Raw genomic sequence first — 13243 nt, 5'->3', positions numbered from 1 at the left:
CGAATGCAAGCGGTTTTTGTAAAAAAAATTTAAAAAAATGATCCTTTGATTAAATCGCCTCCAAATCGGGTAAATTTCGGCTCAATTTTGGTTATTTCTCCAACCGGTTAATTCGTTGGGCAAATTCTCTGACTTTTTCCCAATCCGTATATTCGATCTCTTTTGTTGTATCCGTCTCACCACCAGTGATTTTCATAATGAATTGGATCATCACACGATCAAACCATTTATAACGCGGATATAATAGTGCGCCTGCAAACACCGCGGCCAATTCAGGCTGCCATTTTGTGCGCTGTAAAAATTTGCGCACATAGACATTAGTTTCGGGGTTATCCTTGCCTTCTTTCCGAGCAGTTAAATTAACGCCAAAAAATACCGCTCTTTTTTGCTCCAAATGCACACGATTACGCACAACAAAATGATCGAGGGTTTTACTAAAATGACCATAACGGATGGAAGCGCCAATAATAACTCGATCAAAGGTTTCAATATCATAATCTTCTCGTAAAGCCTCGACCAGCACCTCACCATTTAAAAGTGCGGTTAAAAATTCCGAGATTTTTTTTGTTTGCCCATCATGGCTTGAATAAAGAATTAATGTTTTCATTAAGCTTTCCAAAATGCAGGAGTAAATAAAGCTAATAAGGTAAAAATTTCCAAACGTCCACATACCATTGCAACGGTTAAAATCCATTTTGCACTGTCGGGAATCGCCATCATATTACTACTAACCGAACCTAATGCCGTGCCAAGGTTGTTTAAACAGGCTAAAACCGCATTAAATGCATCGAAAGGCTCTACACCACAGGCAATTACCCCCAATAAACAAACTACAAAGACCAAAAGATATGCCGAAAAAAATGCCCAGATACTACCAATAATCCGCTCGTCCAATACGTTTTTTCCCCATTTAATGGGATAGACTAAATTCGGATGCACCACGCGTTTAAGTTCCCGTTTGCCTTGTAAATAAAGCACTAATACCCTCGCCACTCGTAAGCCGCCCCCGACAGAGCCGGCACAGCCTCCCATAAAAGAGGCGAGAATTAATAATACAGGTACAAAAGACGGCCATACGGTAAAATCTGATGTTGTGTATCCCGTTGTAGTAGAAATCGATACGGCTTGAAACAATACTTGTTCAAAATCTTGCCAAGAGAATGAGAAATAACTGTGATTCCACATCACTAAAATACATATTGCAACCAATATTATCTGGGTACTAATAAAAAAACGAAATTCGGGATCCCGTAAATAAATTTTGACAAAATTTTCATGTCCGGTTGTTGAAAACGCACGAAAATGTAAGCCAAAATTACAGGCGGAAATCAATAAAAATAAGACGGTTATACCATTAATCAACGGACTATTGAAATGGCCCATACTCGCATCATGTGTCGAAAAACCACCAATAGATACCGTAGAAAAACTATGTGTTAATGCATCAAAGGGATCCATTCCTGCCAACCAATAAGTTAACGCACAAGAAATCGTCAGTGAAAGATAAATCACCCACAACATTTTGGCGGTTTCGGTGATCCTTGGACGAATTTTTTGCTCTTTCATCGGACCGGACATTTCCGCACGATAAAGTTGCATACCGCCAATACCTAATAGCGGGATAATCGCAATCGCCAATACAATAATCCCCATTCCACCGAGCCACTGTAATAGTTGACGATAGAATAACAATGCTTTAGGCAGATTATCCAGCCCTGTCATTACTGTCGCTCCTGTTGTAGTTAAGCCTGAAAAAGCTTCAAATACCGCAGATGCGACTGTTAAATGGAGTGTATCGAGTAGCAATAGTGGCAAAGTGGCCAACCCGCCAAGCACAAACCAAAATGCCACCACAATCAGAAATCCGTCTCGTGAACGCAATTCTTGTTTGTGATGATGGCAAGGCCACCACAACAGGGTACCAACCGTTAAACTCAAAACAAAGGCTTGCATAAAGGCTTTTCCGCCACCGTCACCGTAGATTAATGCAACAAAAGCAGGAATCAACATGGCACAGGAAAAGCACATCACGAGAATACCAATAATTCGAATAATGGATAAAATATGCACGATTATTTACCTGCTTTCAACGGTTGAACGGTCAATTTACCTGCAGATTTTTCAGCCAGTTCTATTGAAAAAGGTTCAATCGTTTTTTCACTAATGCCTAAAGTTAAATGAACTTGCACTTGAAAATCCTACGATAAAATCTCAATTTGATATTTGCCACAAAGTAGCTGCACCAACCCCATTTGCCCATAATCACAATCTAATTGAAAAGGAATATGCTCAACTTTAATTTCCGTTTTCAGCTGTTTTAATGCCTGTTGAACGCCATTGCCATAAGCGCGTACCAAACCACCTGTTCCCAATAAAATTCCCCCGTAGTAACGGACAACTACGGCACTAATTTCGCCTATACTACTTCCTAATAAGGCACTTAACATCGGCTTTCCGGCCGTACCTGCCGGTTCGCCATCATCCGAAAATCCCAATTGTTGCGAATCCGTAGGCTTGCCTACCACCGCCGCCCAACAGTGATGTCTTGCATTAGGGTGAATATGCCTGAGCTTTGTCCAAAATGCTTTAGCTTCGCCTAAACCATTCGTATGTTGTAGATAAGTGATAAAGCGGCTTTTTTTAATTTCTTCTTCAAAAACGACCGCACTTTTAGGAATAAAATATTCCGCCATTATATTTCTTCTGATAGTCTCAATGGTGCTAGTCTAGCATTGATGATAGGGATTTGTCGAAATTTCCCAACAAGTGGTATCATTGCATACTATTTTTTTGGAAAGAGAAATCAATGTCTGAAATTACTATCACTCAAACGCTTGATACCTTAGGCCTGCGTTGCCCGGAACCTGTTATGCTAGTGCGCAAAACGATTCGCCACTTAAACGAAGGGGATGTACTATTAATCCTTGCCGATGATCCCGCCACTACGCGCGATATTCCAAGTTTTTGTCAATTTATGGATCATCGGTTACTGCAAAGTGAGGTGGACACAACCCCGTTTAAATATTGGGTAAAGAAAGGGAAATAAAAATAGGGGTAAATCTCCGGTTGTCCGACAATAATAAAAGCTTAGGAGAAATGGAATTCCCCCATACTCATTTAAAATCTCCACTCAAAATTGAGTTGAACTTCACTTTGTTTATAACTATACGCATAATCGGCATTGCTGCGGTTACGCGTATGTTTCAAGATTAAATGAGGCGTGATGCCTTTGAAATTCCAACTTGGTACTTTTAATACGGTTAAATAGATCTGTTGTTTGTCTTTACGGGTTACTTCGAGTGCCGAGTGATAGCCTTGATAATTATAATTCCGTAGCAACGCTAAAACAGTAGCGTTCAAGCCAAAATCAAATTGATAATTAAAACCTAATCGAACACCTTGCATACGATAAGATTGGGTATCGTCCGCAGTGCGGCGAGATGACCAATCAATGCCGCCGAATAGAGTAGTTTGCGGCGTAAATAAATAATACCAAGTGCCGAATAACGAGCTGATATCGGCTTTATTAAATGCACTGTAATGTTGACTGTATTGAAGTTTTTTATGCTCAAATTGGAGATTCCAACTATGGCGTGGCGAAATAGTTTGCGTCCAGTCAAGATGCACGCCCCAGCCGTGATAATAACGGTGATTTCCGAAAGTATTGTATTCTAGTAGAGGGGCGACGGTAATTTCTGTTTTAGCATTAAGAAAACTATATCCGCTATAGGTTTTAACGGTGTTTTCATTGTAATCTCCCTGTCTAGGGTAAAATTGCCCGTAGCCGTTCAGATAAAATAACAGTCCGTGATTGCCCGTTAAAGACATTCTCCGCTGTGTATTAAAATCATAGCGCCAACCGTGGGCATTGATCGGTTGTGGCGAGCGGCGATTAATCAGGCATTGCTCTTCCTTATAAAGTAGGCAGACTTCCTTTTGTGAGGATTGATTAATATTTTGATTATATTGATAACCTATGGCGAGTGAATGTTGCCAGCTTTCCCGTTCTTGGAGCGCTTGTTGATAATCGTGAATGGTCAATCGTACGCCGTCCGGTAAGGGTTGAGCGGTGAGTTGCTGAAAAAGTGCGGTCGATTCTATGTTCTTTTTATTTTCAAATAAAATTCGGGCGAGATCTAATTGACCACGTAGGAAATCCGGTTCATTTTGTAAGAGAGTGCGATAATAGTGTTCCGCTTCGGTTAAATCACCGTGTTCTCTGGCTAATGCGCCTTTGGCAAACCAAACTAATTGGGGTTGGCGATTGGGAAAATGCTCATATTGAGCAAGAAATTTTTCGGCGTATTGCCATAGCTGGCGGTTTAATGCGATATATAAGGCTTGTCCGACGGCTTCAACATTATCCTCTACATTAAAAGATTCGCCTTCTAAAGTAATTTCATTTCTTGGCTGCTCACTATTAATGCTTTGTTCTTGCTGCTGTTGTGCTGATTGCTGAGAATGTTGTCGCCATAGTCTGAGCGCATCTTGTTCCTGCGTATTTGCTTGGGCGGTCGAACCGATTAGCCAATAAAGCATTCCGATAGAGATAAAATAACGTTTTTTCATAAAAATCCATATTCGGGTAATAAGATAAAAAGGGGAGAAGCCTCCCCCTAAATACAAAAGTGATAAAAGGCTATTTTTTCGTGCCGCCGAAAGCGGTATCGAATTGGTTATTACCGTTAAATTTGGCATAACCGGCTAAAGCCGCCGCATCTTTGCCGAAGAAATGTCCTTTTGTGGAGCCGTTTACGTTACCATTAGCGATGGCATTTCCTGAGAAACTGGCATCTTTATTAATACCTGCATTAACTTTAACGGTTAATCCCGTTTTACTGATTGAACCGTTCAGTTTATTGCTAGTGAAATCCGCCGTGAATTGACCTTTTAACTGCTCTTGATTTAGCTCGGTATTTTTATTGATACCGGTTACCTCATAAACGGCTACACCACCGGTAGGCATTTTTTCAGTTTTATTATTTCCGGCATAATAAACTACGCGATCTTTGTTTATATTTCCGTCTCTAGCTAACCATTCCCCATAATATAGCTCTTCCGCACCGACTTTTTTAAAGGCGAAATTACCCAATTGATTATGGAAACCCGGCACCCATTTCGGCATATTATTCATTTTTAATACAACAACACCGTTTTTATCGACGCCGCCAAAAGCTTTTAACCATTGAGTATTTTTGGTGATTTTGGTAAGAGATTGGAAGCTGGTAACTTTTTTGCTTACACCATCAACTATAACACCCGGTAATCCGGCTTGATCGGAGTGGAACCAGCCGTTATGTGCAGCCGAACCTTTTTCAGGTAATTGTAATGCTGTTTTTTGACTGACACCGGCGGTTACAACTGCATTGGCAGAGGTGGTAGCAATAGCCAATGCGGCAAAAAGTGCGGTGGATAAAATTGATTTTTTCATGTTAGAATCTCCATGTTTTTTGTGGGAGTATTCCCACGATTAACAACCATAGGTTTTTCATACGCAGAACGCCTATGGCTTCCTGTCAAGCGGTAAAACGGTTGTTTGGTTGCAAAGTTTTACCGCTTTTCTTTTTAGAAGAAAAACGCTCTTCTAAAATTTTGCCGTTAACCCTAATTTAAAGGTTCTGCCCGGTGCCGGGATCATAGAACGGGTCATCGGATCTAAATAGTAACGATCGGTTAAATTGGTTCCGGTCAGCTCCATGGTAAAGTTCGGTGAAAATTGGTATTTAATATAGGCATCTACAGTTAATACCGGTTGCCATGACATCGGGCGGTTCCAAATACCACCGTCTAAAACTTTTAATTCCCATAGACGGTCTTCGTCTTTATTTTTTGCTTTGCTGTGATATAACCAACGGGTACCGATCTCCAATTTTCTATCTAAGAAACGAGCGCCTAAATTTGAGCTAATAGAATATTTGGGTTGTAATTGGGTACGCAGATAGCCCCAAGCAAAACCGCCGGTCATACAGGTTGGAACGCGCAATTGAACCGGATCCATTTCCACGGCGGTATTGGCATCACAAACTTTATTTTTTAGATGATATTCAATGCCTAGATCGCCAAAATAATCGCCGTTATCATAACGGGCTTGCAATTCGACTCCCTCCAATATCCGTTTATCCAGTTGGACAAAACGAAAGTCAGTATTACGGTCAATAACGCCTTTAGTAACATTATGATAATAGTTCAATTTAATATCTGCTTTAGTCGGTGAATCGAAATAGCTGCTGAAATCATAAACATAGCCTAGCTCAATATTTCGTGCTTTCTCCGGTTTTAGTTTGGCGTTTTTAAAACGGGCGGAGGTATCCGCGCTGGCGGAAAAACCGACGGTGGTTTCAAAGATGCTCGGCATACGGGCATATTGGGTGTAACGCACATACACACGGGAATTATCTGTTAAAAATGCGGTGGCGGAAAATGCCGGTGAAAACGCATGACCCCGTTTCTTTTCCACTTTTTTGAGTTTTTCTTCGTCTTTTAGTTTTTCGGCAAATGTGCCGGAATAGTATAGTTGATACTTATCCACTGTTTCGCCGGTAATCGGATGTTTAACTTTTTCATTTTTTAATGTGCCATTGTAAAAAGGATTATCTTCCCGATGTAATCGTCCATCGGAGTGATAATATTGATCTATGCCCTTCTTATGATAACGATAGCCGTCTTGAATATTATCTTCACCTTCTATTTTCCAAAACTCTTTACTCAATTTTTCTCGTTCTCTTTCACACGCTTCCGTTTTACACACTTCTGAATCAGGTCCAAATAGTTTTTTATTAATTTCATCATAGCGATCCCATTCCTTCTGTGTCATCACTTCTTTATAGGAAATAGATTGGCCAACGTTTACTGTTGCCGGATAGTCAACTCCATCATAATGATAAGGTTTATAAAGCTCTCCGCTTGTGACCAAATAATCTAAATAATCATCAAAAGACCAATATTCGTTATAACGCGCACCAGCGGTTAGCATTAGCCAGTTAGTCGGACGGTAATTGAAATTAAATGCGATGTCCCATTCCTGACGGCGACCGGCACGAGGCGGGCTTTCATAGGTGCTGCTTGGGTTTGGCGTTGCGTTAAAGTGGCTACTGATTAAACGTTCTTTTTGGAGTGCGGCAGAAATAGTGAGATCTAACTTATCCGTTAGGTTCATCGTATTACTTAAGTGAATACCGCGCCGGGTATTGTAAGCATTGACTTGAGCCGCATTAACATAATTGTACTTTCCGTCAGTGTTTGGATTTTGTTTAACCAACGGATCGCCGATTCGGGCCAAACAATCGCGATCAAGCACTAAAAACTCATGAGGATTTACCGCATCAGGATTTACCCCTACACATGGAGTGGTCGCCAACGTCCAATCAACATCCTTGGATTTTGCTTCACGGGGATTGCCGCCTGAAGTGTTGGTATCGCTTATGGTGCGGGTGTACCAAATTCCGGCATTAAAATTAATCCAAGGGTTATCGGGGTTATAAGCGTAATCTAGATTAAATGCCTGCTGTTTGACTGTCGCCAGCGGCCATTGCGGGATATAACCGTGAAACTCGCTGAAATCAAGGCGGGAAGGCATAATTTCACCGTAGGTGATTTTCGTATGGCGATAACCCATTTTTAAGGTTTGTTTATCCGTTAGACGAACAGTATTTTTCAGTAGGTAGGATTCCATTGCACTGGAGGTATTCGGAATTTCCGTATGCGGTCGATAAATGGAAGCGGCAAAAGGAAGATTCGGTTCTATTTGTTTTAAATCCCGCCCGGATTTTTCATCTATGACGCCCTCGTATTTATCAGCACCGCCTTTACCGGCTAAATAATTTCCTTTAGAGCGATAAGCATAGGCGGCAAGTAAATCGAATTTTTCTTCTTTTACACCAACCGCCAACCGCATTGCGTTATCTTTAAAATATTTGCCTTTCGTTTTTGGTTTTACCAGTGCAACGGAAGAAAAATCACCAGGTGTGTCGTCACCGACGACACGATAATCCTGCCCCCATTTAAAGTCAGGAATACGTTCTTTTACCGAATTATCACTGGTTTCTAGTTTCAGTTCGGCACCGACTTTTTGTCCAGGCCTGAGGATGTCATCCACATCGATCGTACGCATCTTTACCGCACCGCCAATCCCCGATTGATTACCAGATGCCAGATCGGGGCCTTTTTCTACCGTAATACCGCCAATTAAATTCGGATCAAGATAATTACGGTTATTCGCACCGTTGTAGCCTCGCCAAGTGGTTAATGCTTGTTCCGTGCCGTCAATCGTAACCGGAATCCGCCCTTGTCCTTGTACACCACGGATGTTGGGATCGACTGCGCCGCTATTACGCGCGTCACCGCTATACACTCCGTTGAACCCTTGGAATAAATCGGCCGGAGAAGTGCCTTTGTAGCGTTCGATCGTCTCTTTTCCTGCATAGAGATTAGTAATATTGCGTTGATATACATCATCTTTACCTTGTTCGTCTTTTTGATCGGAGGTAGCACGAACATCAATAACATCTAGTTGTACGGTCGTTGAGGCTTGAACAACGGAAATAGAGGTCAAACCGTATGCGCTCAATAGCAATTTTCGATAAATATTCTTATTTTTCATTTAAGGCTCCTGTAAATATCAAAGTTAAATGATAACTGTTATCATTTAAGATTGTGATATTACTGAATTACATTGATAACTTCAAGAAGCCGTAACGAAAAATTTCAAATTGAATATGCCTAGCTATTTGATTAGTTTTAGCATAATTGTTGAGAGACGGGAGTGGCCACCTAAAATTAGGTAAAATAAAGAGATGAATAGTAAATGCTAGGAAATGGCTATTAACTATAAAAAATGAACTAAATATTTTTGAGATGGGTTTAACATTGACACAACTATTGAATTTTTTCTTTTATATCGCTACCACGAACCCAAAAAATAATGATAAAAAAATGCGGTGAAAAATCACCGCACTTCGCCTCATTATTCCTTTCCATCTTCATCAAATTTTACATAGTTTTGTTGTTTAAAATCTGATTTTAATAAATCCTTTAATTGCCACCAATTCAGAGTTAAATCCTGTTCGCCATCCGCATAAGGTGCAATTTCATAGATATTATAAATGAAATGTACCCCTTTAAAATCTAAATAAATATTATCCGATACATTAAAACTTTCTTTTTTTCTAAAGGTTTCATCATCTTTTACCATACCGTCTTGCGTATAATTCGCCCACAATAGATCTTTTACTTTTTGTAATACTTTCTCATCAAATAAATCATTAAGTCTTAAAATTTTGCGAGAAATTAGATCAACAGTCAAATAAAGACTACCGCCCATTCCATGAGCCCCCCCTTCATACTCATAAGCCCCAATCGAAAACGTCGCTAATTTTTCTTTTTGCCCGATAAAATCAACCGAAAGATGACCTTCATCCCCTTTTGTTCGTTCTTCCGTCATTGCCTTATAGGTTGCATCAAAATTTTTTTGCAACTCTGCAACAAGCTGCTCACGTGTAGGCACATTTCTTTTGTTATTCTCATTTTCATCACGTGTTAATTTTTCCCATAAATCACGTGTCAATTCTTCCCATAATAGGGTATTCAACCAATCAACATTGGTTTTCAACGTAAAAACGGAATGCTCAATCTTGCCTTCTTCCGATAAATAATCTTCCCCCTGTTTAGGTTTCGGGTATTTAATAGTTTCCGATTTGTTAAACACCATCTCTTTCTCTACAAAAATAGCAGGAATAATCTTCTCTGCTCGCTCTTTTTCTGCTGTTAAATCCACTTTTAACCGGTCATTCTCTGCTGTGAGCTGTGTCACTGTTTGATTAAGCCGCTCAATTTTTGCTTGAGTCTCTTGATCTTGACAACCGGTGGTTAAAAGTGCGGTTAAAACTACGGCTGAAATTAATGTTTTTTTCATTTTTTCTCCTTACAAATCAAATATGTTCTTATCACGCAAAATGTGATCATTGCCTTTACGACGTAAAAAACCAATGCGATCAAAATATTCCATGAGTTGAACAGTGAGCTTGCGCCCAAAATTCAGGCGGTCACGCACTTCATTGACAGAAGTTCTCCCTTCCTCTTCGGCAATCTGCTTAATAAGACGTGCATAAGCATAAATAGTTTCCGTTAAAAAGAAACGATCTTTTACAATAGGGGTAAGATAGCCCAGTTTACCGGCTTTATACATAAAATTTCGCATCAAGTTTTCATCTGTCCCTAAAGCATTTGCCATATCTCGCACCCAAACCGCTTGCCCGTTGGCTTTTTCAAATTCATTCAACACATTCGACCAATATTGTTGTTCTTCCGCGGTAAAGCGAATTTTATGCGTCGGCAAATGCAACCAACCTCTTGTTTGCTGCAATGCCCTTGTTTCCAGCATTTCATCAATAAAATGATCAATCAAATTTTCCGGTTGATTGAGTGCCGCCATACGGTATAGGCGGGCTTTGCTAACCCCTAGTTGATCATTATGTTGTTCGTGATAAGTGCTAAGTGCGGTCAAAATTTGCTGTGTTTTTTCCTGCTGATAATCGGCATTAAAACACCAATCTTGATAGCGCACTGCCCCGCATTGTGTCAAAGCAACATTCAATTGTTTTTCGGTCAGTTGCTCTACCCACATTAACCGCTTTGCCGCTATCGCGTGATGTTGAAGCATTAATGCAATACGTTGCGAGGCATTTTCCAATAGGCTCAGATTATGCAAAAAATTTAACCTCACTTCCGTTCGTTTATAACGTTTTGGCGAATCAATTTCCAATACACGCGCACCGGCAAGCAACGTTTTTGCATCACCGCTTCGAATAATGAGTTTGTCATCAAACGCCAAGAAAAGAGGTGAATCCAAGATAATTTCAGCTAAAGTGCGGTCATTTTCTGCAACATTTTTGCCTTGCAACAAGGTTAATTTACCTGTAGTTCGGCTAGCGGCATGATAAATATGCACCGGCTGACTTTCATTTACCAGGGTTTCAGCCTGAATTTGTACACTAATACGATCTGTTGGTTGCAGCGCTACATCCTGCAATAGCCAATCCCCCCGTTTTGTCGGTATGCGATCAAGATCAACATTAAGATTCAGCGCCAAACGTTGTCCTGCAAAACCTTGTTCGCTCGGCATATTTTGTGCATGAATGGCTTTCACCCGTACTTTTTGACCGGTGGAAAGATAAAGTTCATCATTAATTTTCACCGCCCCCGTAAATGCTGTTCCCGTAACTACCGTACCGGCACCTTTCACGCTAAAGACACGATCAATAGCATAACGAAACGGTTTTTGTGAGTCGGCAAGTTCCGGCAGGCGTTGCAAATAGTGACACAGCTCTGCAATACCTTGTCCGGTTTCAGCTGAGGTAACAAAATAGTTACCGCCACGTAAAAATACGTAATCTTGTTTGATTTGTTGTATTAATGTATCGATTTGCGTCGAATTCGCTCTATCTGCTTTTGTTAGCACGACAATAATTTCATTAAATTGTAACCGATGCAAAATCGCTAAATGCTCTTTAGTTTGTGCGGCAATGCCTTCATCTGCCGCCACAATTAACATGGCGTAATGAATACCACCTAACCCTGCCAACATATTGGAAAGGAATTTTTCATGCCCTGGCACGTCAATAAAACCCAATGTTTTTGAGCGGCCTTGGGAAGAAAAGGGTAAATAGGCATAACCAAGATCAATTGTCATACCGCGCTTTTTTTCTTCCGGTAAATGAGCTGTGTGTGTACCGGTTAACGCTTTTAGTAACGCCGTTTTGCCGTGATCAACGTGTCCCGAGGTGACAATAATCATAGTTTATCCACCGTCTGTAATAAGGTTTCCATCTCTGCCGCACTGCGAACATCCAACCATAATTTACCGCTTTCCATGCGCCCGATAATTGGCTGAGGGAGTTTTTTGAAACGTTCGGAAAGTGCGGTTAATTTTCCATTTGTTTTTTCAGAAAGCGTGACGGCAACGGAAGGAACTCGAGCCATCGGCTGCGAGCCACTGCCAATCTGTGCGTAGCTTTCCTCAATTTGAATGTCAAACTGTGAATTTAATCGCATTTCCAACCGCACTTTAAGACTCTCTGCCTTGGCGTGTAATTGTTCGATAGATTGTGTGAGCAAGTGTAATGTCGGTAAGTTTTCCGTTAATTTTTCAGGATTCAAATACAAGCGCAATGTCGCTTCTAAACCGGCTAAGATCACTTTATCACAACGTAATACCCGTTTTAGCGGATGAGCTTGCAATTGCGCAATCCATTCTTTTTTTCCCACAATAATCCCTGCCTGCACGCCGCCTAATAGTTTATCACCGGAAAAGGAGATCAAATCCACCCCTTGAGCGACCTTCTCTTGTACAGTAGGTTCCTTTGGTAAGCCGTATTGGCTTAAATCAATTAATGCCCCACTGCCAAGATCCGTGACGACCGGTATATTCATTTCTCGTCCAAGTTCAACTAACTCTTGTTCCGAAACCGATGAAGTAAAACCAAAAATTTGATAATTACTGCTATGAACTTTCATTAATAAGGCGGTATTTTCACCGAGCGCATTGCGATAATCCTTTAAATGCGTGCGATTGGTCGTGCCCACTTCAACCAAATGGCTACCTGCCTGGGTCATAATATCGGGAATACGAAATGCACCACCGATTTCTATCAACTCTCCCCGTGAAATAACCACCTCTTTACCTTGTGCAAAGGCGGCTAACATCAACAATACCGCTGCCGCATTATTATTCACCACGCAAGCGGCCTCTGCACCGGTTAACGTGCATAAAAGTTCGCCGATATAATTATCACGATGGCTACGTTTGCCTTCCTCTAAATCATACTCCAGTGTGACATTGCCCTGCATCGCAGACAATGCCGCTCGCCGAGCTGCTTTCGGCCATATCGCACGACCTAAATTAGTATGCAATATCGTACCGGTAAGATTATGTACCGATTTCATTTGTACTTGGTTTTGTTGTCGCAGACGATATTCAAGTTCCGCAAAAGTGCGGTCAAAATGGATAAAATATTCAGGAAGCTGATGATTTTTTTGAATAAATTGACGTGCCTGTGTTAATAATTCCCGACACATTGCCACCACGGCGGAATGCCCAAATTCAGCAATAAGCCGTTCACCTTGTGAGCTTTTGAGAAGTTTATCAACCGCCGGCAACTGTTGAAAAAGTGCGGTCATCTTTGAATCCGTTTAAAATAACGTTGAAGTGCTAAACAATTTACGCTAAAGTAGCACCGATTTCAACCTT

9 protein-coding genes and 1 pseudogene are annotated in these 13243 nt (G+C 40.9%); 1 reads left to right on the top strand and 9 read right to left on the bottom strand.

Features of this window, described 5'->3' with window-relative positions:
* Positions 1–91: 91 nt before the first annotated feature.
* The 3 genes and pseudogenes from hemG to BKL51_RS09125 form a co-directional block, all read right to left on the bottom strand.
* The gene (gene hemG, locus BKL51_RS09135) at positions 92–607 is read right to left on the bottom strand and encodes a menaquinone-dependent protoporphyrinogen IX dehydrogenase (RefSeq protein ID WP_077466386.1); all 516 of its coding nucleotides are present in this window, start codon (positions 605–607) and stop codon (positions 92–94) included.
* Positions 607–2070: a TrkH family potassium uptake protein gene (locus BKL51_RS09130; protein ID WP_077466385.1), complete on the bottom strand. Its 1464-nt coding sequence runs from the start codon at positions 2068–2070 to the stop codon at positions 607–609. The genes hemG and BKL51_RS09130 overlap by 1 nt, the downstream gene beginning before the upstream one ends.
* Before the next feature lie 2 nt (positions 2071–2072).
* A pseudogene (locus tag BKL51_RS09125) lies at positions 2073–2693 on the bottom strand (YigZ family protein).
* Between the two features lie 113 nt (positions 2694–2806).
* On the opposite strand from BKL51_RS09125, the gene tusA reads away from it, so the two are divergent.
* On the top strand, positions 2807–3046 hold the full coding sequence (gene tusA, locus BKL51_RS09120) for a sulfurtransferase TusA (RefSeq protein ID WP_077466384.1): 240 nt from the start codon (positions 2807–2809) through the stop codon (positions 3044–3046).
* A gap of 71 nt (positions 3047–3117) precedes the next feature.
* On the opposite strand, the gene BKL51_RS09115 is transcribed toward tusA, so the two are convergent.
* From BKL51_RS09115 to selA, 6 genes are all read right to left on the bottom strand, one after another.
* A complete protein-coding gene (locus tag BKL51_RS09115; protein ID WP_077466383.1) occupies positions 3118–4569 on the bottom strand; it encodes a porin family protein in 1452 nt (483 codons plus the stop codon).
* Positions 4570–4639: 70 nt separating this feature from the next.
* Entirely contained in the window at positions 4640–5431 is a 792-nt protein-coding gene (locus BKL51_RS09110) for a Slam-dependent surface lipoprotein (RefSeq protein ID WP_077466382.1), read from the bottom strand.
* Between the two features lie 153 nt (positions 5432–5584).
* Entirely contained in the window at positions 5585–8599 is a 3015-nt protein-coding gene (locus BKL51_RS09105; protein WP_077466381.1) for a TonB-dependent receptor domain-containing protein, read from the bottom strand.
* 363 nt (positions 8600–8962) lie between these two features.
* Positions 8963–9910 (bottom strand): RsiV family protein, encoded by a 948-nt coding sequence (locus tag BKL51_RS09100; protein ID WP_077466380.1) that lies wholly within the window; start codon positions 9908–9910, stop codon positions 8963–8965.
* A gap of 9 nt (positions 9911–9919) precedes the next feature.
* Positions 9920–11791 carry a selenocysteine-specific translation elongation factor gene (gene selB, locus BKL51_RS09095; RefSeq protein ID WP_077466379.1) on the bottom strand — a complete coding sequence of 624 codons (1872 nt, stop codon included), beginning with the start codon at positions 11789–11791 and terminating at the stop codon, positions 9920–9922.
* Positions 11788–13173 carry an L-seryl-tRNA(Sec) selenium transferase gene (gene selA, locus BKL51_RS09090; protein ID WP_077466378.1) on the bottom strand — a complete coding sequence of 462 codons (1386 nt, stop codon included), beginning with the start codon at positions 13171–13173 and terminating at the stop codon, positions 11788–11790. The genes selB and selA overlap by 4 nt, the downstream gene beginning before the upstream one ends.
* Between the last annotated feature and the right edge of the window lie 70 nt (positions 13174–13243).

This window comes from Rodentibacter sp. Ppn85 (genome assembly GCF_001999335.1).
Classification (GTDB): Bacteria; Pseudomonadota; Gammaproteobacteria; order Enterobacterales; family Pasteurellaceae; genus Rodentibacter.
This window is presented reverse-complemented; position numbering and strand designations above follow the sequence as displayed.